Here is a 22693-nt window from a genome sequence, read left to right as displayed (position 1 = left end):
ATGGGCAACCCGAACGTCAGCCTGATCGACGTCGCCACCTACCTGCCGGGCGAGCCGATCCCCGCCGACTACTACGCGCGCTACGCCGAATCCGACGAACTGCGGGACAACGTGATGTTCCGCGCCCCGAAGTTTCGCCATCACGTCGCCGCCGACGAGAGTTCCATCGACATGATCGAGCGCGCCGCCCAGGGCCTGATCGAGCGGCACGGCCACGACGTCGTCGAGGGCGCCGACGTGCTGATCACCCACACTCAGGTGCCCGACATGGCGTTCTACGGCCAAGGTGGTGGCATCGCGCATCGGCTCGGCATGCGGCCATCCTGGGTGCTCGACCTGAACAACGGCGGTTGCGCCGCATTTGTGTTGGCGCTCAACGTGGCCCGTAGGCTGCTGGGTGCGGGCGAAGGGCGTACCGCGCTCATCGCCATCGCACAAAACGCGGCCGGCCAATTCTTCGATCAACCGACGATCCGGCGCAAGGCGCAGTCGGCGGTGCCCGGCGACGGGGCCGCGGTGGGGCTCGTCGCGGTGAGCGACCAGTCGCCGATCCTGGATGTCGAGTGCCGCACCTACGGCGAATACGCGGGGGAGATGACGCTCTCCTACGACCCGCCACGCAAATGGTGGCAGGCCGGTCCCGGCGAGGGCAGCATCGGCTTCACCGAAAGCAAGATCACCAAGGTGCTGGCCCGCGGCAACCGGCAGGTTCCCGAGGTGGCGTTGGCGGTGTGCGACCGAATCGGGTTGGCCGCCAAGGACATCGACCTGCTGGTCACCAATCAGCCGAACCGGGCGTTCCTGCGCAACTGGCGTGACGCGCTGGAGCTGCCCGAGTCCAGACACCGCGACACTTTTGACCAGTGCGGCAACCTGTTCGGTGCGGGGATCCCGATCAACCTGGACCGCGCGATATCCGACGGCCAGCTCAAGACCGGGGAAGTGGTCATGATGGCGGCGTTCGCGCATGCCGGTGACTTCGCCGGGGCCGCCGCGGTGCGCTGGGGTGGGCGGGGCTGATGCAACCCGCCCGGAGCCTGGTGGCCGGCGAGATCTGCGACGGGCTGCCCAACGCGGTCGATCCGTTTGCCGTGTCGCTCAACGAGAATCCCTTTCCGCCGCTGCCGGCGGTGCGTTCGGCCTTGATCCGGTCCGTCTGCGCGGCGAACCGGTATCCGGAGTTCCTGCCCGAGCGGTTACGTGACCTGATCGCCAGGCGTATCGGTGTGCGCCCCGACCGGGTGGTGCCGGGCGCCGGGGCGACGGGGGTGGTGCTGCAGGCCCTGCAGGCGCTGACCGTGCCGGGCGACACGATGGTGATGGCATCGCCGACGTTCGACGGCTTTCCGATCCTCGCGCGGATGGCGCGGCTGAACACGCTGCTCGTTCCGCTGGACGAGCACGGCCACAACGACCTCGACGGCCTGGCCGATGCGGCCGCGGCGGCGCGCGTGGTGGTGGTGTGCCGCCCGCACAACCCGACCGGCACGCTGGAGCCCACGCCCGCCGTGCTGCGGTTTCTGCGGCGCGTGCCGCGCGACACCATAGTGCTGCTCGACGAGGCCTACATCGAGTTCGCCGCGCCCGAGCACCGGCTCGACGTGCCGGCATTGGTCGCGCGTCACCCCAACGTGGCGGTGGTGCGGACCTTTTCCAAAGCCTATGGTCTGGCGGGGCTGCGGATCGGTTACGCGGTGGCCTCCCATGAGCTGGCACGGACACTGTGGTCCTACCAGCTGCCGTTCGGCGTCGCGATCACCAGTTTGCCCGCGGTCGCGGCGTCGTATCGCGCGGAAGACGAACTGCGGCGACGAATCCGGCTGATCACCGCCGAACGCCGCTATCTGCGGATGCGCCTGAGCGCGATGGGGATCTACACGACCGACACGCATGCGAATTTCCTGTATCTGCCCCCCGACGGGGACGGCTGGGATGAGCAGTGTCGGCCCTGGCGTGAGGTTTTCGGCGACGGTGAGCCGCGGGTGCGGTACTACGCGGACGGAGGCGCGCGCATCACCGTCGGCAGCCGCGCGTCGACGCGGGCGGTGCTGTCGGCGCTGGGAAAGGCCACGCCCGGGCTGCAAGTGCGGTAAGAAGGGGCGTGGCGCAATCACCGGACAAGCGTGATCCGATCGCAGCCGCGCGCTCCAATTGGGAGCGCGCGGGGTGGGGCGACGTGGCGCCGGGCATGGTCGCGGTGACCTCGGTGATGCGCGCGCATCAGATCCTGCTGGCCCGTGTCGAGACGGCGCTGCGTCCCTACGACCTGAGCTTCTCCCGGTACGAACTGCTGCGCCTGCTGGCGTTCAGCCGGACCGGCGCACTGCCCATCACCAAGGCGTCGGACCGGTTGCAGGTCCACGTGACCAGCGTGACGCACGCGATCCGCCGGCTGGAGGCCGACGGGCTGGTGCAGCGCGTGCCGCATCCCACCGACGGGCGCACCACGCTGGTGCAGATCACCGACCTGGGCCGTTCGACGGTCGAGGACGCCACCGTCACACTGAACAAGCAGGTGTTCGCCGACATCTGGATGACCGAAGAGGAATCGCGGGCGCTGGTGACCTCGATCGAGACATTGCGCCGCGGCGCAGGGGACTTCTGATTCTCAGCTGCCACGCAGCAATTCGATGACGGCGCTGAAGTCCTTATCGGCGTGGTCGGTGGCGAATTTGGCGTAGATGTCGGCGGCGTGCCTGCCCAGCGGGGCCGCCGAGCCGGTCGAGTCCACCGCATCCATCGCCAGGCCCAGGTCCTTGTTCATCAGCGCGGTGGCAAAGCCCGGCTTGAAGTCGTTGTTGGCCGGCGATGTCGGGACCGGACCCGGCACAGGGCAATTGGTGTGCACGGCCCAGCAGTTGCCGGTCGCCCCGGTGATGACGTCGAACAGGGACTGGGCGGACAACCCAAGCCTCTCGGCCAGGATGAACGCTTCGCCGATCGCGATCTGCTGCACCGCAAGCACCATGTTGTTGCACACCTTGGCGGCTTGCCCGGCCCCGGCCGCACCGCAGTGAATGATCTTGCCCGCCATGGGTTCCAGCACCGGGCGGGCCCGCTGCAGGGCGGCCTCGTCGCCGCCCACCATGAACGCCAGCGTCCCGGCGACGGCCCCCTTCACTCCGCCCGACACCGGCGCATCCAGCTGCACGACGCCGTTGGCTTCCGCCAGCGCATGCACCTCGCGGGCGTCGTTGACCGAGATCGTGGAGCTGTCGATGAACAGCGCGCCGGGTCGTGCGGCGGGCAGGATCTCCGCGTAGCAGCGTTTGACCAGCTCGCCGTTGGGCAGCATGGTGATGACCACGTCCGCGCCCGTCACCGCATCGGTGGCGCTGCCGAATCCGGTGACGCCGGCCCCGGTCGCCGCGGACAGGGCCGCGGGCACCGGATCGAATCCGCGCACCGCGTGTTTGGCCGCAACGAGATTCGTCGCCATGGGCCCGCCCATATTTCCCAGGCCCAGGAAGGCCACCGTCAGGTGCTCGGTCATCTACAAGGCCCTTCTATGCGGTTGCGCGGACCCGCGCGGCTTCGGCCCGACCGATGACCACTCGCATGATTTCGTTGGTCCCTTCCAGGATTCGGTGCACCCGCAGGTCGCGGACGATCTTTTCCAGACCATACTCGCGCAGGTAGCCGTAGCCGCCGTGCAGCTGCAGGGCCTTGTCGGCGACCTCGAAGCAGGTGTCGGTGACGTAGCGCTTGGCCATCGCGCACAATTCGACCTTGTCGGGATCGTCGGCGTCCAACGCATTGGCGGCGCGCCACAACATCATTCGCGACGTCTCCAGGCCGGTGGCCATGTCGGCCAGGGTGAACCGGATGGTCGGCTCGTCGAGCAGCGACGACCCGAACGCCTGCCGGTCGCGAACGTAGGCTCCGGCCTTGTCCGAGGCGGCCTGGGCGCCGCCGAGCGAGCACGCGGCGATATTGAGCCGGCCGCCGTTGAGGCCGTTCATCGCGATGCCGAATCCGGCGCCCTCGCCGTCCGCGCCACCCAGCATCGCGTCGGCCGGCACCCGGACGCCCTCCAGGATCACCTGCGCGGTGGGTTGGGCGTGCCAGCCCATCTTCTCTTCGAGGGAGCCGAAACTCAGCCCGGGAGTGCCCTTTTCGACGACGAAGGCCGATATGCCGCGCGGACCCTCACTGCCGGTCCTGGCCATCACCACGTAGACGTCCGAAGCGCCCGCGCCGGAGATGAACTGCTTGACGCCGTCCAGCACGTAGTCGTCACCGTGCTTGACCGCGCGGGTGCTCAACGCGCTGGCGTCGGATCCCGCGCCGGGCTCGGTGAGGCAGTAGCTGGCGATGACGTCCATCGCCGCCAGCCGCGGAACCCAGACCTTGCGCTGCTCGGCGGTGCCGAAGGTGTCGATCATCCACGCGCACATGTTGTGAATGGACAGAAACGCGGCGGTGGTCGGGTCGGCGATGGCCAGCTGCTCGAAGATGCGGACCCCGTCGAGGCGGCGCAGCCCACTGCCGCCGACGTCCTCGCGGCAGTAGATCGCCGCCATGCCGAGTTCGGCCGATTCGCGCAGCACGTCGACCGGAAAATGCTTGGCCGCATCCCATTCCAGGGCGTAGGGGGCGAGGCGCTTGGCGGCGAACGCGGCGGCCGTCTCGGTGATCACCCGTTCGTCGTCGTCGAGGGTAAACGAAGCCATGTCCCTAATCCATTGTGGGAATGACGAACTCGGCGCCATCCTTGATGCCCGACGGCCACCGCGACGTCACGGTCTTGGTCTTCGTGTAGAACATGATCGACGAGGGGCCGTGCTGGTTGAGGTCGCCGAAGCCGGAACGCTTCCAGCCGCCGAAGGTGTGGTAGGCCACCGGCACCGGGATCGGCACGTTGACGCCGACCATGCCGACCTGCACGCGGGCGACGAAGTCGCGGGCGGCGTCGCCGTCGCGGGTGAAAACCGCCACGCCGTTGCCGTATTCGTGCTGAGAAGGAAGCGCCAACGCTTCTTCGTAGTTTGTGGCTCTTACGATGCACAGCACCGGCCCGAAGATCTCGTCGGTGTAGATCGACATGTCCGGTGTGACGTGGTCGAACAGGGTGGGGCCGATGAAGAAGCCGCCTTCGAGGTTGGCGTCGCCGAATGTCAGGTCGTCGCTGGCGCGTTCGCGGCCGTCGATGACCAGTTCGGCGCCCGCGTCGACACCCTGGGCGATGTAGTCGCGCACCCGCGCCAAGGCGGCCTCGGTGACCAGCGGACCGTAGTCGGCCTTGGGGTCCAGGCTGTGGCCCACGCGCAGGTTGTTGATCCGTTCGATGAGCCGGGCGCGCAACCGGTCGGCGGTCTTGTCGCCCACCGGGACCGCGACGCTGATCGCCATGCAGCGCTCGCCGGCGCTGCCGTAGCCGGCGCCGATCAGGGCGTCGACGGCCTGATCCAGGTCGGCATCGGGCATCACGATCATGTGGTTCTTGGCGCCGCCGAAGCACTGCGAGCGCTTGCCCGTGGCCGCGGCCCCGGCGTAGATGTACTGGGCGATGTCGGAGCTGCCGACGAACCCGACCGCCTGGATGTCCGGGTGGTTCAGGATGGCGTCGACGGCCTCCTTGTCGCCGTGCACGACCTGGAAGACCCCGGGCGGGAGGCCGGCCTCCAGAAAGAGCTCGGCCAGGCGCACCGGGACCGACGGGTCACGCTCGCTGGGCTTGAGCACGAACGCGTTACCGCAGGCCAGCGCCGGTCCGGCCTTCCACAGCGGGATCATCGCCGGGAAGTTGAACGGCGTGATGCCGGCGACCACGCCCAGCGGCTGGCGCAGCGAGTAGACGTCGATGCCGGGTCCGGCGCCTTCGCTGTACTCGCCCTTGAGCAGGTGGGGGATCCCGATGCAGAACTCGATGACCTCGATACCGCGCTGGATGTCACCCTTGGCGTCGGCCAGTGTCTTGCCGTGCTCGCGCGACAGCAGCTCGGCCAGCTCGTCGCCTGACTGGTTGACCAGCTCGACGAAGCGCATCATCACCCGGGCGCGACGCTGTGGATTGGTTGCGGCCCAACCTTTTTGGGCTTCGACTGCCGACGCCACCGCGGCGTCGATGTCGGCCTGGCCGGCCATCGGCACGGTCGCCTGGACACTGCCCGTGCTGGGGTCGAAGACGTCGGCGCTGCGGCCGGACCGGCCGGCGGTGCGCTGCCCGTCGATGAAGTGCGGAATTTGTGTGGTCATGGGGCCCTCGAGTGTGTTGACGGCGCTTAAGCGGATACTTGGATATCCTAGTAACTGTGTTCGGACCTTGGCAAGGTGGGCGCCGGGCTAGCCTGACAGCTGTATGCACACCATCGAGGCCGATTACCTGGTAGTCGGCGCCGGCGCCATGGGCATGGCGTTCATCGACACGCTGGTCTCCGAGACGGAGGCCCGCGTCGTGGTGGTGGACCGCCAGCACGCCCCCGGCGGCCACTGGACCATGGCCTATCCGTTCGTGCGGCTGCATCAGCCCTCGGCGTTCTACGGTGTCAACTCGCTGCGGCTCGGCGGCGACAGCATCGACCAAGTCGGTTGGAACCACGGCCTTTACGAACTGGCCACCGCCGGCGAAATCTGCGCGTACTACGACCACGTCATGCGCCGGCAATTCCTGCCGACCGGGCGCGTCGGCTATTTCCCGATGAGCGAATACCGCGGCCATTACCGCGGCCAAGGCCGGTTTCGCACGCTGGCCGGCGTCGACTACACCGTCCGCGTGGCCCGCCGCGTCGTCGACGCCACCTACATGCGGGTCACGGTCCCGGCGATGCGCCGCCCGCCCTACCGGGTCGCCGACGGCATCGACTGCGTCGCGCCCAACGACCTGCCCCGACTCGGCGCGCACCGGCGCTACGTGATCGTCGGGGCAGGCAAGACCGGAATCGACACCTGCCTGTGGCTGCTGAGTCAGGGCGTCGACCCGGATCGGCTGACCTGGATCACGCCCCGCGACTCCTGGCTGCTGGACCGCGAGACGATGCAGCCGGGCACGTTGTTCGCCGACAAGCTCAAGGCGAGCTTCACCGCGCAACTGCGCGCGATCAACGACGCGGCCTCGACGGAGGATCTGTTCGCGCGACTCGAGGGTGCCGGCGTGCTGCTGCGCATCGACCCGGCGATCCGGCCCGCCATGTATCGCTGCGCCACCGTCACCCGGCTCGAACTCGAGCAGCTGCGCCGCATCACCGACGTGGTGCGCTTGGGCCACCTGCGGGCGATCGAGGCGGACAGGATGGTCCTCGACGGCGGCGCCGTCACGGTCGGCGGCGACGAGCTGTTCATCGACTGCACCGCCGATGGTGCCGAGAAGCGGCCCGCCACACCAATTTTCGATCCTGGACGCATCACACTGCAAAGCGTGCGCGGATGCCAACAGATCTTCAGCGCCGCGCTGATCGCGCACGTCGAAGCCGCATACCCCGACGACGCCGTCAAGAACGAACTCTGCGTGCCCCTGCCGCATCCGGACACCGACGTCGACTGGTTGCGGCTGGCGCTGGCCGACTACACCAACCAGCTGCGCTGGTTCGACGACCCGGAGTTGATGTCGTGGTTGTCCGCGGCGCGGCTGGACCTGTTCGGTCACCTGATCGGGCACCTGCTGCCGTCGGCCGCGGCGAAGCCCCGGGTCCGCGACCGCATCCTGAGCATCGCCAAGTCCGTGTTCGCCACCACCGCCACCAGGCTCGAGCAGCTGATGGCCGCCGAAGCCGCGCTCGCGGCGCCCTGACCCGTGTAACCCGCGCCGGTATCTATCGGGTGAAGGAGGCATGTGGCGGCAAGAAGCGAACCCCTCGGCCCGCGACCGCTGCGCGCGGTGCCCGACAGTGGCCATGATGCCGGCTACCCGAGCTGGGAAGCCGTGTACACCGACAACGTGACCTGGGTGTACCGCACGCTGTTCGCGCGCGTCGGCAACCGAACCGACGCCGAAGACCTGACCGCCGAGGTTTTCCTCGCCGCGCTGCGGCCGCTGCGGCTGTCCGCGAGCGCCGCCGAGGTGCGCGCGTATCTGCGGGCCACGGCCAGGACGGTGCTGGCCGCGCACTGGCGCGAGACGCTGGGGCGGGAGATAACCTCGATCGAGGATGTCGAGCAACCAGCCGAGAGCCAGGACGCCATCAGCACCGCGCCGCAGCGCGTTGCCCAGGTTCTGGACAGCCTGCCGGATCATTACCGCCGGATTTTGGAATCGCGTTTCCTGCAGGGAAATTCGATAAAGGAGTCAGCCGCGGAACTCGGGATCAGCGTGGCCAACGCCAAAGTGCTCCAGCACCGCGCCCTGCGGCTGGCGGCGCAGGTCAACGATGGGGGCCGGTCATGAACGCGCGCGGGTTGCGACGTTATGTCGACGATCTGTTGCGGGGGCGCCGGCCCAGGCCGTTCGCGCCCGACGACTTCGAGGCCGCGCAACTGCGCACCGCGATCGAGCTGCGCGCGGCCCGCGCCGGTGGCGACGCGCCACGCCAGGAATTCGTCACCGACCTGCACCGGCGGCTGGCCGACCAGATGTCCGGCGCGCCAACGGAACCGGCGTCGGGGCGGGGTAGCACCCGCCGGCAGGTCATCGTCGGCACGTCGGCCGCTGCCACGGCGGCGGTCGCCGCGGTTTCCGTCGATCGCACCCTGATCGCGGCCCGGTCCGGCGATGGTCGCGCCCCCGAGATCGCCGCCGGGCAACTCACCCCCAACCAGGGCAGCTGGCAGCGGGTCGCGTCCGGATCGGATGTGCCCGACGGGGCCATGCACGCCTTCGACCTGGGCTCGGTGAGCGGATTCGTCCGCCGCGTCGACGGCAAAGTCCAGGCGATCTCCGGGGTGTGCACCCATCAGGGCTGCCGGCTGTGGTTCGACGCTCCCGACGACACGTTGCGCTGCCCCTGCCACACCACCTCGTTCTCACCCAGCGGACAGGTGCTCACGCATCAGTTGCCGATAGCCCCAAAGCCCCTGCCCGCGTTGATGGTTCGTGAGGTCGACGGGGTCGTCGAGGTCTTCGCCCCGCCGCGTCCCGAGCGGCCGGCCTGACCGGGGTGTAACCCGCCTTCCTATCTCTGGGCATGGAAATTGCCATGCTTCGCCGGCGCATGGCGGCCGCGCTGGCCGTCGGTGCGCTGTTGGTCTCCGGATGCTCCCAATCGCGGCCGGTGGCGACCTCCGCCGCGCCCACCACCCAGGTGTCGGTCACCGCGCCGGCGGCTCCGGTGCGCGGCGATCAGGTCACCATCGACGGCTTCGCCTTCGCGCCAACCACGTTGACCGTCAGCGCCGGGACCACGGTCACGTGGACCAACCGCGACGAAGAACCCCATACGGTGGCCGCCAGCGACGGCTCCTTTCACTCACCCGGCATGGGAACGGGAGCCACCTTCACCCACACCTTTTCCACCGCCGGGACTTTCGACTACGTCTGCTCGATTCACCCGATGATGCGCGGCACCGTGGTGGTGACGGGATGAGCCGCCCCACCGACCCGAAGGCCATGACCCGTCGCCAGCTCATCCGGCACACGGCATGGTTCGGGGCGGCGGTCGGGTTCGCGGTGGCCGGTGGGGAGGTCATCTCACACGTCGCCGGCGAAGCGACCGCCGCGCGCACGCACGCGGCGCCGAGTTTGCGATTCGCCCAGATCAGCGACAGCCACCTCGGTTTCACCGGTGCGCCCAACCCGGATGTCTCCGCCACCTTTGGACGCGCGATCGATCAGGTGAACAACCTGGGCTACACACCGGATTTCGTCATCCACACCGGGGACCTCACGCACCTGTCCAGCCCCGAGCAGTTCGACCAGGCCAAGCAGATGATGAGCGGGCTGAAGACGCCACACGTGTTCACCGTTCCCGGGGAACACGACTCGGTGGACGACGCGGGGCAGAAGTACCGAAACGCCTTCGGGGCGGGGTCGGTGGGTGACGGCTGGTACAGCCTCGACGTCTCCGGAGTGCATCTGATCGCGCTGGTCAACACGTTGAACCTGCGCAAGCTCGGTCACCTGGGCGTCGACCAGCTTGAGTTCGTGCGCAAGGACGTCGCGGCTCTTTCCAGCGATACTCCCATCATCGTGTTCAGCCACATCCCGTTGTTCGCGATGTACCCGCAATGGGGCTGGGGTACCGACGATGCCACCCAGGTGCTGAGCTACCTGCGCCGGTTCTCCTCGGTCACCTGCCTCAACGGCCATGTCCACCAACTGTTTTCCAAGACCGAAGACCGGATCACCTTCTACAGCGGGACCACCACCGCGTACCCGCTGCCGCACCCGGGCGACGGGCCCGCGCCCAAGCCGGTCACCTTGCCGGCCGGCAGGCTGCGCGACGCGCTGGGCATCCGCGAGGTCAGCTACACCAAGGGGGAAGCCGCCTTGGCGCTCAAAGAGCGGACCCTGCAGTGACGGGCATTCTGGTCCGGCTCGGCCTCGCCGCGTCGTTGATCATCAGCGCACTCAGCCACGCCTTCCTGTATGTGCGTGGCTATCAACACATTCCGGCCATCGGCAGCGGATTCCTGGTTCAGGCCAGCCTCTCGTTCGCGATCGCGCTGTTGATCGTGGTGGGCGGCCCGGGGTGGCTGCGCTGGGCAGGCGCCGCGGTGGCGGGCGCTTCGCTGGTCGCCTTCACGCTGTCGCGAACCGTTGGCCTGGAAGGCTTTTCGGAGCGAGGCTGGGAGCCTGCGCCGTACGCGGCCATCACCGTCGGTGCCGAACTGCTCACGCTGGCGTTGTGGGGGCTCGGAGTTCGCCCTCGGCTTCGGGGAGTTCCGACCGCTTCCGTTTCAGCCGGCGTTTGAGTGACATCGAGGGCTTTTCGATGAGGAACCAACTCGCCACGGCCAGCGGCAGGACGGCCACCGCGGCGACGAGAAAGAGTATGCCGGGTTGCAGGCGGGCGAGCCCGCACACGACCAGCAACTGCTGAATCGGAAACGCATAGATGTAGACGCCGTAGGACAAATCCGTGCGCAGTCTCAGGTGGCTGTTCTTCAGCAGGGCACCGGACACGATGATGGCGTAGGCGAGCGGCAGGGCGGCGACCACCCGGTAGTCGGGCAGCAGGCTGGACGCCAGGACGATGACGGTGCTGAGCGCGACCAGCGACCAGCGGGCGGGGATGACGTCTTTCCATTGATAGATGACGGCGCCCGCCGCAAACATGATGGCCGAGCGAACGGCCAGCTGCGGGAGGGTCCAGTCCCCCGGGTAGGTCAGCGGGGGCATCACCGCCGCGGCGAGCACCGACGGTGCCAAAATAGCGAGCGAAATCCACCGGCGGTGGGCCAGCCCGGCGACGCCGATACCGGCGACCGCGAAATAGCAGATCGCTTCCCAAAACAGTGACCAGAGTGAGCCGTTCCAGACTCCGGAATGCGGTATCCCGCGCGGTGTTCCACCGATGTCCAGATGGACGTACGCGACCGCACTGTTTTTGAGAATGTATTCCAGCGGCGCGCCCGAGGACAGCAGCTCGCGCACCGAACCACGCTGGATCGCCACGCTGAGCGCGGCGAAGACGAACGCCGTGATGGTCAGGCAGACGTAGTAGCCGGGCAGGATGCGGAGCGCGCGGGCAGTGAGGAAATCGCGCAGTCGCGGGCCCTCGAGCCAGCTCCTGGTGATGAGGAATCCAGAGATTGCGAAGAAGCCGTCGACACCTATCGAAAACAGAAGTTGGAGAGTCGGTGCCGGCGGCAGGCGGCCCGTCACGGGCCAGCAATGCCACAGCATCACCTCGGCGGCCAGTATCAGCCGCCAAGCGTTCAGCGCGTTACTTCGCGCGTCGAATACCTGCCCGAGTGCCATTGGAGTGCGCCCATGCTAGGCCCCGGCGCCGTCGGGAGGGCGAAAGTCAGACGGAATCGGGTAGATCCGGAGCGGGCCGCTCGGCAAGGGCGTCGGCCGTGCTGATGGGCCGGGACTCGTCGGAGCTGGACGCGACGGGGGCGGACCATTTGACCCGAAGCCGCCGCTTGAGGGCCATCGCGGGCTTCTCGATGAGGAACCAGCTCGCCGCGGCCAGCGGCAGGGTGGCCGCGACCGCGGCGAGGAAGAACAGCGCCGGATGCAGAAATGTGAGCCCGGAGATGGCGAGCAACTGCTGTGTCGGGAATGCGTAGATGTAGACGCCGTAGGACAGGTCGGTGCGTAGTCTCAGGCGGCCGTTCTTGAGTAGGGAGCCCGACACGATGACGGCGTAGGCGAGTGGCAGGGCGCCGACCACCCGGTAATCGGGCAGCAGCAACCCGGCAGCCACCACGATGACGATGCTGACGGCGACGAGCGACCATCGGGCGGGGATCGCGTCCCGCCATTGATACATGACGGCGCCGGCCGAGAACATGATGGCCGACCGCACCGCCAGCTGCGGGATTGTCCAGGTGCCCGGGAAGGTCAGCGGCGGCAGTAACAGGGCCAGGCATGACGCCAGCACCAGGATCGCGGGAGAAATCCACCGGCGGTTGCCCAGCCCCGCCACACCGAGGCCGGCAACTGCGAGGTAGCACAGCAGTTCCCAGACCAACGACCACATCGAACCGTTCCAGGCGGGTCCGCCGGGCGCACCGTGGAGCGTTCCGCTGATGGTGGGCTGCAGGTAGGCGACCGCGCTGTTCCTCAGGACGTATTGCAGCGGAGCGACGGATCCGAGCAGCTTGGCGGGCGACCCGCCCTGGATCGCCACGCTGAGCGGGGCGAAGACGAACGCGGTGATGATCAGGCAGATGTAGAAACCGGGCAGGATGCGAAGGGCGCGGGCGGTGAGGTAGTCACGGACGCGCGGGTCGGTGAGCCAGCTGCGGGTGATGAGGAAACCGGAGATCGCGAAAAATCCGTCGACGCCGACGGAGAACATGAGCTGCAGGATCGACTTCGGCGGCATGTGGCCGGTGGCGGGCCAGGAGTGGAACAGCATCACCTCGGCGGCCAGCGCCAACCGCAGCGCGTTGAGCGCGTTTCTGCGCGGATCGAATACCTGCCCTAGCTTCATCCAGCCTCCCCCTGCGCACCGCGCATCGTCGGCGCCATCGTACGGGCCGAAAGCTGACGGGCGCTGACACGGGCGATGGCCTTGATCAGGTCGCGACTCCGTCGCTAGGCCGCACCGGGAACCTCCGGCGGCATCGCCATGGCCGCTTGCCCTTTGGCGCCTTCGGCCCTTCGTCTGAACCGCGCCTTCAGCGACCTCGCCGGCTTTTCGACCAGGAACCAGCTCGCCGCGGCCAGCGGCAGGGTAGCCACCGCCACGGTCAGGCAGAACACGAACGGATTGAGGCTGAGAAGCCCTAGGACGGCCAGCAGCTGCTGGGTCGGATACGCGTAGATGTACATGCCGTAGGACAGGTCCGTGCGCAACCTCAATCGCTTGTGGTGCAGGAGGGCCCCGGAGACGACGACGGCGTAGGCCAGCGGAACCGCGGCGACCACGCGGTAATCCGGCAGCTGGCCGGCCACCAGCACGATGACCACACACACCGCGACCAGCGACCAGCGAGCGGGAATGACGTCCCGCCACTGAAAGAGCAGCGCCCCGGCCGCGAACATGATCGCGGCCCGGCACGCGATGAAGATGATGACGGTGCCCAAATTGCCCGTGGGCCGATTGAACACGTCCGGGAAGGTGACGGGCGGCATCATCGACGCCCCGATCGCTGCCACGACCAAGATCGCCGGGGAGACCCACCTGCGGTTGGCCAGTCCGGCCACGCCGATGACGGCGACGACCAGGTAGCACATCACCTCCCAGAACAGCGACCAGAGCGACGCGTTCCAGATGCCCGCGTTCGGGATGCCCAGGGGAGTGCCACCGACGTCGGGCTTGAGCCACAAGACCGCGGCGTTTTTCAGGACGTACTCGAACGGGGCGAACGAGAACAGCAGCTTGGTTGCCGACCCGCCTTGAATCGCCACGCTGAGCGGGGCGAACACGAATGCGGTCACGATCATGCAGACGTAGAAGCCGGGCAGGATGCGCAGGGCCCGGGCGGCGAGGTAAGCGCGCAGCCGCGGATTGCTCACCCAACTCGCGGTGATGAGGAATCCCGAGATCGCGAAGAACCCGTCCACACCCACGCAGAGCAGGAGCTGAAGGACGGCCCGCACCGATGGGAGATGACCCCGAACCGGGAAGGTGTGCCAGAAGATGACCTCGGCCGCGAGCGCCAACCGCCATGCGTTGAGCGCGTTACTTCGCGGATCGAAAACCTGCCCGAGTTTCATCGGCGGCCTCCGCCTGCACTGGGCGTCGTCGGCATCATCGGCGCAATCTTAGCCTCACCCGCCACAGAAAAGCGCCGCTTGACGTTATCCGACGGCTCGGGGGACCGCAAACGAAGCTCACTGCATACGTGTGCAATTATGCTGGTGAGCCGGTAAATGCCTATTCGCGCTCGGTGAGCGCCAATGGGTGAGTGGCCCCGGCGCCGGTCTTCCGCCAATTGCATTGCCCGAGAAAATCTCTGGCGATGCGCGCGATCAGCCGCGCAAACCGTCGACGAACGCCCGCGTCTCGTCCCAGGTCGGCAACAGGCCGGAGGCTCGCACCTCTTCGAGGCTGGGCGCCGCGGCATCGCGGTCGGACAGGTTGGGCGGCGACCCATCTACCAGCGGCCATTCGATCGCCAATGCCGGATCGGTCGCGCAAATGGTGTGTTCCCGTTGCGGGTTGTACTCCGCCGAACACAAATACATCACCGTCGAATTGTCTTGCAGCGCCAGGAAGCCGTGCCCCAGGCCTTCGGAAATGTAGATCGTCCGGTGCTCGGAGTCGTCGAGCAGAACCGAATCCCACTGGCCGAACGTCGGCGAACCCACCCGGATGTCGACGACGACGTCGAACACCGAACCACGAACGCAGGTCACATACTTGGCCTGGCTCGGCGGCACCTGGGCGAAATGCAAGCCGCGCAACACGCCTGCCGATGATACCGAGCAATTGGCCTGCCGGACGTCCAATCGATGGCCGGCGAAGGAGCTGAATCCCTTGTCGGTGAGCCATTCAAAGAAGTGGCCCCGCGAATCGCCATGAACCGTAGGGGTGATCTCCCAGGCGCCGGGGATTTTCAGTTCGCGGACTCCCACGCTACTGCCCACGTTCTTCGTAGCGTGCTTCCGAGGCGTCTTTCAACGGACGCCACCACGATTCGTTTGCGCGATACCAGTCGATGGTTGCACGCAGTCCCTCCTCGAAGTCGGTATGCTTTGGCGCCCAACATAATTCGTCGTAAAGCGTGGATGGGTCGATGGCGTAACGCAAATCGTGGCCGACCCGGTCGGTGACGTGGTCGAAGTCGTCGGGTTCGCGGCCCATCATCTTCAGCAGCGTGCGCAGCACGGTCAGGTTGTCGCGCTCGCCTTCGGAGCTGATCAGGTAGGTGCGCCCGATCTCGCCCTTGTCCAGAATGCGCCGGACCGCGCTGTTGTGGTCGTCGACGTGGATCCAGTCGCGGACGTTCGCGCCGGTGCCGTACAGCTTGGGCCGCCGGCCGGTGAGCACGTTGGTGATCTGGCGCGGGATGAACTTCTCGACGTGCTGGTAGGGCCCGTAGTTGTTGGAGCAGTTCGAGATCGTCGCGCGCACCCCATACGAGCGCACCCAGGCGCGCACCAGCATGTCGGCGGCGGCTTTGGTCGCCGAATACGGGCTGGACGGGTTGTAGGGCGTCGCCTCGGTGAACCGCTGCGGGTCGTCGAGCTCCAGGTCGCCGTAGACCTCGTCGGTCGAGATGTGGTGCAGCCGCACACCGTAACGTCGCACCGCCTCGAGGATGGTGAAGGTCCCGACGACGTTGGTGTGCAGGAAAGGCTCGGGGCTGTCCAGCGCGTTGTCGACGTGGCTCTCCGCGGCGAAATGCACCACCGCGTCGGATTCGGCGACCAGCCGCGACACCAGTTCGGTGTCGGTGATGTCACCGACCACCAGCTTGATGGAGTCCTCGACGTCGGCCAGTGACTCGCGCCGGCCCGCATATGTCAGGGCGTCGAGCACCGTCACGGAATCCTCGGGGTGTTCGCGGACCGTGCTGTGCACGAAGTTGGCGCCGATGAATCCAGCGCCGCCGGTGACCAGTAACCGCATGCCCAAACCCTAACCGAGCCGCTCGGTCAGTTTGTGGCAGTTAGCCCCAGAGGCCCGGCCAATTCACTCAGCGCAGGTAGCAGCGTTTCCTCGTCGTGCCCGCCCAGCACCTGGACCGCCACGTGGTCGGCTCCGGCATCGAAGTGTTCACACAACCGCCCCGCGATGTTCTCGGGCGTGCCGTAGGCGACGACCGCGTCGATCAGCCGATCGCTGCCTGGCTTGCGCACGTCGGCCTCGGTGAACCCCAGCCGCAGCCAGTTGTTCACGTAGTTGCTCAGGCCCAGATAGAACTCGACCGTGCGACGCCCGATCTCGCGGGCTTTCGCCGCATCCGTGGTGAGCACCACCTTGTGCTCGGGCGCCAAATACACTGCACCGCCGAGCAATTCGCGCGCCTTGGCGGTGTGTTCCGGCGTGGTCAGATAGGGGTGGGCACCGGCGCTGCGCCGCGCCGCGAGGCCCAGCACCCGCGGCCCCAGCGCCGCGATCACCCGCCGGCTGGTCGGCACCAGGGCCGCGTCGAGTTCGTCGAGGTAGGAGGCCAGGGCGTCGTATGGCTTCACGTATTCCTCGGTGTGCTCGGGGTGACCCACCCCGATACCCAGCAAAAACCTTCCCGGATGGCCTGATTCGATCCGATGGAAGGACTGCGCGACTTCCGCGGCGGGTGCGTTCCAGATGTTGACGATGCCGGTCGCCAGCTGCAGCGACGTCGTCCGCGCCAGGGCCGGGTCCGCCCAGGTCAGCCCGGCGTCCGGCGATCCACCGATCCAGGCGGCGCCGTAGCCCAGGTCTTCGATCCCGGCGGCCAATTCGGGGGAGATGGATCGGGTGGGCAACCACACCCCGAACCGGCCGAGCTCGGGCTTGAGCGAAACTCCTTCGGTCATCCAGCTCCCCCTACGAGTTCGGGTCAGGACCGCTTGAGCCCCAGCGGCCCGGCCAGTTCGGCCAGCGCCGAGACCAGGTTTTCATCCTTCGTCAGGACCTGCACGGGGACGTGATCGGCGCCGGCGTCCAAATGCTCCGTGAGCCGCGCCGCGATCTGGTCCACGGTGCCATACGCCACCACCGCGTCGACCAGCCGGTCGCTGCCCGGCCGGGTGACCTCGTCCTCGCTGAAACCCAGCCGTTTCCAGTTGTTTCGGTAATTGGCGAGATTGAAATACACGTCGAGCGCCTTGCGGCCAACCGCCCGGGCCTTCTCGGCATCGGTGGTCAGGATCGCCTTGTGCTCGGGTGCCAGGAAGGCCGACGGCCCGATGATCTCGCGAGCCCGCGCGGTGTGTTCCGGGGTGGTCAGGTAGGGGTGTGCCCCGGCCGAGCGCTCCGCGGACAGCTTGAGGACGCGCGGGCCCAGTGCAGCCACCACCCGGCGGTTGGCGGGCACCCCGTAGTCGTCGAGCTGCTGCAGGTAGTCGGCCAGCGCGTCGTAGGGCTTGCGGTACTCGGTGTGGGCCTCGGGGTGGCCGACGCCGATGCCCAGCAGGAACCGTCCCGGGTAGGCCTTGTCGATGCGGTGGAACGATTCGGCCACCGGCTTGGCGGGTGCGGTCCAGATGTTGACGATGCCGGTGCCCACCTGCAACGTCGTCGTCGCCTCCAGGAGGGGCTCGACCCACGCCAGCTCGGCGGGCGGTGAACCGCCGACCCAGACGGCGCCGTAGCCCAGCGCTTCGATGTCCTTGGCTTGCTGCGGTGTGACGCCGCGTCCGAACGATCCGAACCGGCCGAGATCGGGCTTGCTTGCTGCATCGGTCATGGTGTTCCCAACCTGCGACCGGTGAGAGCTATTCCGCGGTCGCCACACCCTCGTCGACGTCGTCGAGGTCGGCAACGGCGACGTCGGCGGCGGGCGCCGTGAGCGGGAGCAGCACGATGAAGCGGGTGTCGCCGGGCGCCGATTCCACCCGCAGGTCCCCGCGATGTTTCTTGACGACGATGTTGAAGGCGAGATCCAGCCCCAGGCCGGTGCCCTCGCCGAACGGTTTGGTGGTGAAGAACGGCTCGAAGATGTGCTCGCGGATGTCCGCGGGGATGCCCGGCCCGGTGTCGCAGATCTCGACGCGGGCCATGTTGTCGCCGTAGCGGCAGGTGCGCACGGTCAGCGTGCCGCCCGTATCGCGCATGGCGGCGATCGCGTTGTCGATGATGTTGGTCCACACCTGATTGAGATCACCTGGATAGCAAGGGATTTCGGGAAGTGATTTGTCGAAATCCTTGACCAGGGTGATGGCGGGGGTGTCCTTGGGGCCGTCCCTGCCGGCGTCTTTGGTCAACCGGTCGGCGAACATCACCAGCGTGCTGTACAGCAGGTCGTGCACGTTGGCCACCTGGAACGGGGCCCGATCCATCTGCGAATACTGCTTGGCGTCGGCGACCAGCGCCGAAATCCGTTTGCTGGCTTCCAGAATCTGGTTCATCAGCAGTTCGCTTTCGATGGTGTAGTTGATCCATCGAATCGCCATCTCCAGCGAGGCTGACGGGAGCTCGTCGCTGACCGCGGAAATCCGCTCCAGCCAATCGGTGTCGACGCCGCCTTCGACGAACGTCGGGGCGATGTCCCACCCACCCTCGATGCCGTGGTCCTCCAGCCAGTCGCCGACGGCGTCCTCACGGTCGGAGGTCTCCAGCGCGCTCAAATGCTGTCCCCCACCTGGAGCAGCAGACTTGGCGACCTGCTCGGCGACCCGCTCCTGCAGCTGCACCAGGGCGCCGAGCGCCTCGGGCGTGATGGTGCCGTCGGCGAGCATCGCCAGCTTGTGCCGCATGTTGGCCACCCGCTCGCGCAGATCCGACGCGGCCCGAGAGATCGCCGCCGCCGGGTTGTTGAGCTGATGGGTCAGCCCGGCCGACAGCCGGCCCAGCGCCAGCAGCTTCTCCCGGTTGTCGATGATCCGGCGGGTGCGGTCGGTGCCGACGGCGATGCCGTCGAGCAGGTGCACCGCCATGGGGAACTGGTCGCGCATGAACTGCGCGAAGACCGGCGCGTCCATGACGAAGAAGCGCGACGGCTTGGTGACGTGCACGGAGGCGTCGTAGTTCTTCTGCTTGCCGCCGGTGAACGCCCGCCAGGCGCCGCAATACACGCCGCGCTGCGAGGTGCGGTTGGTTTCGATGTCCTGCCCGCCGGAGAGCTTGGACATCATCAGCTCGCCCTCGATCAGCACGTAGAAACACGTCGCCGGTTCGCCTTCGACGCAGATCGGGCCCGGCTGATAGTTCTCGATGTGGCCCCGGTTGCACAGCACCGCGAGCTGTTCGTCGGTCAGGGCCTCGAACAGGAACAGGCTGCGTAGCTCGTCGGGCTCGCAGGGCATGTCGATGGTCATGATTCGGCCAGGTAGCGGTGGACCAGCATGACCGCCATCGACCCCTCGCCGACGGCGGCGGCGACGCGTTTGGCCGACATGGAGCGGACGTCGCCGGTGGCGAACACCCCGGGCACGCTGGTTTCCAGGTGATGCGGCGGACGCTCGAGTGTCCAGCCGCACACGTTGCGCAGGTCCGGGCCGGTGATGATGAAGCCGTGGTCGTCGCGGGCCAGTACGCCGTCGAGCCAGTCGGTGCGGGGGGCGGCGCCGATGAAGATGAACATCCGGCCGCAGGTGACGTCCTCGGTTTGGCCGGTCCGGTTGTTCACCAACCGCAGCCGCTCGAGGTGGCCGTCGCCGGTGGCGCGCTGCACCTCGGTGCAGGTCAGCACGTTGATCTTGGGGTTCGCCTCGATCTGCTGGATGAGGTAGTAGGACATCGAGGCCTCCAGTGACGGCGCGCGCACCACGATGTTGACCGACTTGGCCGTCCGGGACAGGTACATGGCGGCCTGGCCGGCCGAGTTGGCCCCGCCGATCACGTAGACCTCCTCGTCTTCGCACTCCGAGGCCACCGAGATGGCCGCCCCGTAGTAGATGCCGCAGCCGGTCAGCTCCGTGCAGCCCTCGGCCTGCAACTGGCGGTAGGAGACGCCGGTGGCCAGGATGACCGCGTGCGCGTCGATCGAGCCGCCGTCGGCGAACCGCACGGTGCGCTTGGATCCGTTCACCTCGAGGGCGGTGGCCTTGCGGGCGGTGATCAGCTCGGCGCCGAACTTCTCCGCCTGCCGCCGGGCGCGGTCGGCCAGCTGGCCGCCCGACACCCCGTCCGGGAAGCCCAGGTAGTTCTCGATGCGCGAGCTCTGCCCGGCCTGACCGCCGGTGGCGGTGTGCTCGATGAGCACGGTGCGCAGCCCCTCGGAGGCGCCGTACACGGCCGCGGCCAGGCCGGCGGGCCCGCCGCCGACCACGATCAGGTCGTAGAACTCTTGTGACGGCGTGGTGGTCAGGCCCAGCGTCTCGGCCAGCTGCGCGTCGGTGGGATCCACCAGGGCGTCGCCGCGCTGGGTGACCACCACGGGCAGCCGCTTGCCGTCCTCGCCGGCCGCGGTGAGCAGCCGCTCGCCGGCGGGTTCGTCGGCCATGAACCAGGTGTAGTAGAGGCCGTTGCGGGCCAAAAAGTCGCGGACCTGCCAGGACCGCGCCGACCAGCGGTGACCGATCACCTTGGTGTGCGGGATGGGGTGCTCGGGTGCGGCCCGCCAGGCGTCCAGCAGCCCGTCGATCACCGGGTAGAACTTCTCCTCCGGGGGATCCCACGGCTTGAGCAGGTAGTGGTCCAGGTCGACGACGTTGATGGCGTCGATGGCGGCGTGCGTGTCGGCGTACGCGGTCAGCAGCACGCGCCGGGCCGCCGGATACAGGTCCATCGCCTGTTCGAGGAACTCGATGCCGCTCATCTGCGGCATCCGGTAGTCGGCGATGAGCAGCGCTACGGTCTCGCCGCGCAGTTTGAGCTCTTTGAGCGTGCCGAGGGCGTCGGGCCCGGATTCGGCGCGCACGATCCGGTGGTCCTCGCCGTAGTGGCGACGCAGGTCCCGGGCTACGGCCCGGGAAACCGAGGGATCATCATCGACGGTCAACATGACGGGCTTGCGGGACTGGGCCGCGCCGGGAGCATCGGGATTCGTCATCGGCGTTAAGTATGCGCTCGTCAGCGGCCCTGTGGGAGGTCGGCGAGACGGGCGGCGTTCCGCCCGCAGCGATTTTGGTGGAGCGGAATAACCGGGTATTGTGGAACAACGGTGCGGCATACGCGCCGACTTTTTGTGTGCCAAGTCCCTAGGAATTTCCTGTCACCGGCTCACGTTCCAAGTCGGTGCACTGTCGCGTCGACTAGGCGCGAACGAAACTATACGACGAGGATTCTTATTTAGTTATGGCCAAGAAGGACGGCGCCATCGAGGTGGAAGGCCGGGTGGTCGAGCCCCTGCCCAATGCGATGTTCCGCATTGAGCTGGAAAACGGTCACAAGGTGCTTGCCCACATCAGCGGCAAGATGCGGCAGCACTACATCCGCATCCTGCCCGAGGACCGGGTGGTGGTGGAGTTGTCTCCCTACGACCTGTCCCGCGGCCGCATCGTGTACCGGTACAAGTAAAGCGCCTGATCACCAGCAACCTACGAATAGACAGAACAGGATCGAACAGCCGTGAAGGTGAACCCGAGCGTCAAGCCAATCTGTGACAAGTGCAGGGTGATCCGTCGGCATGGGCGGGTCATGGTGATCTGCTCCGATCCACGCCACAAGCAGCGCCAGGGCTAGTCCATAAGCGCTTCGGCGCCCCGCAGTATCAACACAACTGAATGCAGACCTCCCAGCACCACTGAGCTGCCCGCATCTTTAGAGATGGGCCAGCTCATCCACGCCCGGTCGGAGGCCGGGCCCCGATCAGATCGGGAACGGGCTGGGATCAGACCTCCGCCTAGAAAAAGAGGAAACGCCACCTATGGCTCGACTAGTAGGCGTCGATCTGCCGCGTGACAAGCGGATGGAGATCGCGCTGACCTACATCTTCGGCGTCGGCCGCACCCGCTCCAACGAGATCCTGGCAGCGACGGGTATCGACAAGAACCTGCGCACCCGGGACCTGACCGACGATCAGCTGACCCACCTGCGTGACTACATCGAGGCAAATCTCAAGGTGGAGGGTGACCTCCGCCGCGAAACGCAGGCAGACATCCGCCGCAAGATCGAGATCGGCTGCTACCAGGGCCTGCGGCACCGCCGCGGCCTGCCGGTGCGCGGCCAGCGGACCAAGACCAATGCGCGCACCCGCAAGGGCCCCAAGCGCACCATCGCCGGCAAGAAGAAGGCCAGGTAACCCCCGATGCCACCAGCAAAGAAGGCAGGCGCGGCGGCGCCCAAGAAGGGCCAGAAGACCCGCCGGCGGGAAAAGAAGAACATCCCGCACGGTGCCGCCCACATCAAGAGCACCTTCAACAACACGATCGTGACGATCACCGACCCGCAGGGCAACGTCATCGCCTGGGCGTCGTCGGGTCACGTCGGGTTCAAGGGCTCCCGGAAGTCGACCCCGTTCGCGGCCCAGCTGGCCGCCGAGAACGCCGCGCGCAAGGCGCAGGAACACGGCGTCAAGAAGGTCGACGTCTTCGTGAAGGGCCCGGGCTCGGGCCGGGAGACCGCGATCCGGTCGCTGCAGGCCGCCGGCCTGGAGGTCGGCGCGATCTCCGACGTCACCCCCCAGCCGCACAATGGCTGCCGCCCGCCGAAGCGCAGAAGGGTCTAGG

Annotated in this window: 25 protein-coding genes; 13 read left to right on the top strand and 12 right to left on the bottom strand. The window is 67.5% G+C overall.

All coding sequences use genetic code 11. The features are described from left to right. From A5688_RS13150 to A5688_RS13140, 3 genes are read left to right on the top strand one after another with little or no spacing between them, the layout of a single operon-like run. Positions 1-1020 carry a 3-oxoacyl-ACP synthase III family protein gene (locus A5688_RS13150; RefSeq protein WP_067908881.1) on the top strand — a complete coding sequence of 340 codons (1020 nt, stop codon included), beginning with the start codon at positions 1-3 and terminating at the stop codon, positions 1018-1020. Further along, positions 1020-2093 (top strand): pyridoxal phosphate-dependent aminotransferase, encoded by a 1074-nt coding sequence (locus A5688_RS13145; RefSeq protein ID WP_067833886.1) that lies wholly within the window; start codon positions 1020-1022, stop codon positions 2091-2093. The genes A5688_RS13150 and A5688_RS13145 overlap by 1 nt, the downstream gene beginning before the upstream one ends. Positions 2094-2101: 8 nt before the next feature. Then, positions 2102-2605: a MarR family transcriptional regulator gene (locus A5688_RS13140; RefSeq protein ID WP_067833888.1), complete on the top strand. Its 504-nt coding sequence runs from the start codon at positions 2102-2104 to the stop codon at positions 2603-2605. Between the two features lie 3 nt (positions 2606-2608). Here A5688_RS13140 and mmsB read toward each other — a convergent pair whose 3' ends face one another. From mmsB to A5688_RS13125, 3 genes are read right to left on the bottom strand one after another with little or no spacing between them, the layout of a single operon-like run. Further along, entirely contained in the window at positions 2609-3493 is an 885-nt protein-coding gene (mmsB, locus tag A5688_RS13135) for a 3-hydroxyisobutyrate dehydrogenase (protein WP_067908877.1), read from the bottom strand. A gap of 13 nt (positions 3494-3506) precedes the next feature. Further along, complete coding sequence (locus A5688_RS13130) at positions 3507-4673, bottom strand: acyl-CoA dehydrogenase family protein (protein ID WP_067908874.1); 1167 nt, start codon at positions 4671-4673, stop codon at positions 3507-3509. A 4-nt stretch (positions 4674-4677) separates the two neighbouring features. Next, the gene (locus A5688_RS13125; RefSeq protein ID WP_067908871.1) at positions 4678-6198 is read right to left on the bottom strand and encodes a CoA-acylating methylmalonate-semialdehyde dehydrogenase; all 1521 of its coding nucleotides are present in this window, start codon (positions 6196-6198) and stop codon (positions 4678-4680) included. 103 nt (positions 6199-6301) lie between these two features. Between A5688_RS13125 and A5688_RS13120 the strand changes: the two genes are divergently transcribed. The 6 genes from A5688_RS13120 to A5688_RS13095 are packed head-to-tail and all read left to right on the top strand — an operon-like array spanning position 6302 to position 10785. Next, positions 6302-7729 carry an NAD(P)-binding protein gene (locus tag A5688_RS13120; RefSeq protein ID WP_067833898.1) on the top strand — a complete coding sequence of 476 codons (1428 nt, stop codon included), beginning with the start codon at positions 6302-6304 and terminating at the stop codon, positions 7727-7729. Positions 7730-7771: 42 nt separating this feature from the next. Continuing rightward, entirely contained in the window at positions 7772-8323 is a 552-nt protein-coding gene (locus A5688_RS13115; RefSeq protein ID WP_067908869.1) for an RNA polymerase sigma factor, read from the top strand. Further along, positions 8320-9027: a Rieske (2Fe-2S) protein gene (locus tag A5688_RS13110; protein WP_067833904.1), complete on the top strand. Its 708-nt coding sequence runs from the start codon at positions 8320-8322 to the stop codon at positions 9025-9027. Before A5688_RS13115 ends, A5688_RS13110 begins: the two co-directional genes overlap by 4 nt. A gap of 26 nt (positions 9028-9053) precedes the next feature. Then, positions 9054-9458, top strand: coding sequence for a cupredoxin domain-containing protein (locus A5688_RS13105; protein WP_067833907.1), 405 nt, complete (start codon positions 9054-9056; stop codon positions 9456-9458). Further along, entirely contained in the window at positions 9455-10390 is a 936-nt protein-coding gene (locus A5688_RS13100) for a metallophosphoesterase family protein (protein WP_067833910.1), read from the top strand. Before A5688_RS13105 ends, A5688_RS13100 begins: the two co-directional genes overlap by 4 nt. Then, the gene (locus tag A5688_RS13095) at positions 10387-10785 is read left to right on the top strand and encodes a hypothetical protein (protein WP_067908866.1); all 399 of its coding nucleotides are present in this window, start codon (positions 10387-10389) and stop codon (positions 10783-10785) included. Before A5688_RS13100 ends, A5688_RS13095 begins: the two co-directional genes overlap by 4 nt. Here A5688_RS13095 and A5688_RS13090 read toward each other — a convergent pair. The 9 genes from A5688_RS13090 to A5688_RS13050 all read right to left on the bottom strand — a co-directional run bounded on the left by A5688_RS13090 (position 10706) and on the right by A5688_RS13050 (position 21075). Continuing rightward, positions 10706-11794: an acyltransferase family protein gene (locus A5688_RS13090; RefSeq protein WP_067833916.1), complete on the bottom strand. Its 1089-nt coding sequence runs from the start codon at positions 11792-11794 to the stop codon at positions 10706-10708. The genes A5688_RS13095 and A5688_RS13090 overlap by 80 nt on opposite strands. Before the next feature lie 46 nt (positions 11795-11840). After that, entirely contained in the window at positions 11841-12977 is a 1137-nt protein-coding gene (locus tag A5688_RS13085) for an acyltransferase family protein (RefSeq protein ID WP_067833919.1), read from the bottom strand. Between the two features lie 104 nt (positions 12978-13081). Continuing rightward, the gene (locus tag A5688_RS13080) at positions 13082-14206 is read right to left on the bottom strand and encodes an acyltransferase family protein (RefSeq protein WP_067833922.1); all 1125 of its coding nucleotides are present in this window, start codon (positions 14204-14206) and stop codon (positions 13082-13084) included. A gap of 255 nt (positions 14207-14461) precedes the next feature. After that, positions 14462-15067 carry a dTDP-4-dehydrorhamnose 3,5-epimerase gene (gene rfbC, locus A5688_RS13075; RefSeq protein ID WP_120312542.1) on the bottom strand — a complete coding sequence of 202 codons (606 nt, stop codon included), beginning with the start codon at positions 15065-15067 and terminating at the stop codon, positions 14462-14464. Between the two features lies 1 nt (position 15068). Next, positions 15069-16064, bottom strand: a complete 996-nt coding sequence (gene rfbB, locus A5688_RS13070; RefSeq protein ID WP_067908854.1) for a dTDP-glucose 4,6-dehydratase — start codon at positions 16062-16064, stop codon at positions 15069-15071. A gap of 26 nt (positions 16065-16090) precedes the next feature. After that, on the bottom strand, positions 16091-16957 hold the full coding sequence (locus A5688_RS13065) for an LLM class F420-dependent oxidoreductase (RefSeq protein ID WP_067833930.1): 867 nt from the start codon (positions 16955-16957) through the stop codon (positions 16091-16093). A 23-nt stretch (positions 16958-16980) separates the two neighbouring features. Beyond that, on the bottom strand, positions 16981-17829 hold the full coding sequence (locus A5688_RS13060) for an LLM class F420-dependent oxidoreductase (RefSeq protein ID WP_067908851.1): 849 nt from the start codon (positions 17827-17829) through the stop codon (positions 16981-16983). A gap of 28 nt (positions 17830-17857) precedes the next feature. Further along, positions 17858-19399: an ATP-binding protein gene (locus A5688_RS13055; protein WP_067833936.1), complete on the bottom strand. Its 1542-nt coding sequence runs from the start codon at positions 19397-19399 to the stop codon at positions 17858-17860. Next, positions 19396-21075, bottom strand: a complete 1680-nt coding sequence (locus tag A5688_RS13050) for an FAD-dependent oxidoreductase (RefSeq protein WP_067908848.1) — start codon at positions 21073-21075, stop codon at positions 19396-19398. Before A5688_RS13050 ends, A5688_RS13055 begins: the two co-directional genes overlap by 4 nt. 245 nt (positions 21076-21320) lie before the next feature. Between A5688_RS13050 and infA the strand changes: the two genes are divergently transcribed. The 4 genes from infA to rpsK all read left to right on the top strand — a co-directional run bounded on the left by infA (position 21321) and on the right by rpsK (position 22692). Then, positions 21321-21542: a translation initiation factor IF-1 gene (gene infA, locus A5688_RS13045; protein WP_003418601.1), complete on the top strand. Its 222-nt coding sequence runs from the start codon at positions 21321-21323 to the stop codon at positions 21540-21542. A 51-nt stretch (positions 21543-21593) separates the two neighbouring features. Continuing rightward, on the top strand, positions 21594-21707 hold the full coding sequence (rpmJ, locus tag A5688_RS26890; RefSeq protein ID WP_003879483.1) for a 50S ribosomal protein L36: 114 nt from the start codon (positions 21594-21596) through the stop codon (positions 21705-21707). Between the two features lie 184 nt (positions 21708-21891). Then, positions 21892-22266 (top strand): 30S ribosomal protein S13, encoded by a 375-nt coding sequence (gene rpsM / locus A5688_RS13040; RefSeq protein ID WP_067833943.1) that lies wholly within the window; start codon positions 21892-21894, stop codon positions 22264-22266. A 6-nt stretch (positions 22267-22272) separates the two neighbouring features. Further along, positions 22273-22692, top strand: coding sequence for a 30S ribosomal protein S11 (rpsK, locus tag A5688_RS13035; RefSeq protein WP_067101453.1), 420 nt, complete (start codon positions 22273-22275; stop codon positions 22690-22692). Position 22693: the final 1 nt, after the last annotated feature.

The sequence above is a fragment of the Mycobacterium mantenii genome, from assembly GCF_001667865.1.
GTDB lineage: Bacteria > Actinomycetota > Actinomycetes > Mycobacteriales > Mycobacteriaceae > Mycobacterium > Mycobacterium mantenii_A.
This window is presented reverse-complemented; position numbering and strand designations above follow the sequence as displayed.

What these genes read in the sequence shown, in the direction of transcription:
- A5688_RS13150 (WP_067908881.1), top strand. Translation starts at nt 1, where the DNA reads ATGGGCAACCCGAACGTCAGCCTGATCGACGTCGCCACCTACCTGCCG.
- A5688_RS13145 (WP_067833886.1), top strand. Translation starts at nt 1,020, where the DNA reads ATGCAACCCGCCCGGAGCCTGGTGGCCGGCGAGATCTGCGACGGGCTG.
- mmsB (WP_067908877.1), bottom strand. Translation starts at nt 3,493, where the DNA reads ATGACCGAGCACCTGACGGTGGCCTTCCTGGGCCTGGGAAATATGGGC.
- A5688_RS13130 (WP_067908874.1), bottom strand. Translation starts at nt 4,673, where the DNA reads ATGGCTTCGTTTACCCTCGACGACGACGAACGGGTGATCACCGAGACG.
- A5688_RS13125 (WP_067908871.1), bottom strand. Translation starts at nt 6,198, where the DNA reads ATGACCACACAAATTCCGCACTTCATCGACGGGCAGCGCACCGCCGGC.
- A5688_RS13120 (WP_067833898.1), top strand. Translation starts at nt 6,302, where the DNA reads ATGCACACCATCGAGGCCGATTACCTGGTAGTCGGCGCCGGCGCCATG.
- A5688_RS13110 (WP_067833904.1), top strand. Translation starts at nt 8,320, where the DNA reads ATGAACGCGCGCGGGTTGCGACGTTATGTCGACGATCTGTTGCGGGGG.
- A5688_RS13100 (WP_067833910.1), top strand. Translation starts at nt 9,455, where the DNA reads ATGAGCCGCCCCACCGACCCGAAGGCCATGACCCGTCGCCAGCTCATC.
- A5688_RS13090 (WP_067833916.1), bottom strand. Translation starts at nt 11,794, where the DNA reads ATGGCACTCGGGCAGGTATTCGACGCGCGAAGTAACGCGCTGAACGCT.
- A5688_RS13085 (WP_067833919.1), bottom strand. Translation starts at nt 12,977, where the DNA reads ATGAAGCTAGGGCAGGTATTCGATCCGCGCAGAAACGCGCTCAACGCG.
- A5688_RS13080 (WP_067833922.1), bottom strand. Translation starts at nt 14,206, where the DNA reads ATGAAACTCGGGCAGGTTTTCGATCCGCGAAGTAACGCGCTCAACGCA.
- rfbB (WP_067908854.1), bottom strand. Translation starts at nt 16,064, where the DNA reads ATGCGGTTACTGGTCACCGGCGGCGCTGGATTCATCGGCGCCAACTTC.
- A5688_RS13065 (WP_067833930.1), bottom strand. Translation starts at nt 16,957, where the DNA reads ATGACCGAAGGAGTTTCGCTCAAGCCCGAGCTCGGCCGGTTCGGGGTG.
- A5688_RS13060 (WP_067908851.1), bottom strand. Translation starts at nt 17,829, where the DNA reads ATGACCGATGCAGCAAGCAAGCCCGATCTCGGCCGGTTCGGATCGTTC.
- A5688_RS13055 (WP_067833936.1), bottom strand. Translation starts at nt 19,399, where the DNA reads ATGACCATCGACATGCCCTGCGAGCCCGACGAGCTACGCAGCCTGTTC.
- A5688_RS13050 (WP_067908848.1), bottom strand. Translation starts at nt 21,075, where the DNA reads ATGACGAATCCCGATGCTCCCGGCGCGGCCCAGTCCCGCAAGCCCGTC.
- infA (WP_003418601.1), top strand. Translation starts at nt 21,321, where the DNA reads ATGGCCAAGAAGGACGGCGCCATCGAGGTGGAAGGCCGGGTGGTCGAG.
- rpsM (WP_067833943.1), top strand. Translation starts at nt 21,892, where the DNA reads ATGGCTCGACTAGTAGGCGTCGATCTGCCGCGTGACAAGCGGATGGAG.
- rpsK (WP_067101453.1), top strand. Translation starts at nt 22,273, where the DNA reads ATGCCACCAGCAAAGAAGGCAGGCGCGGCGGCGCCCAAGAAGGGCCAG.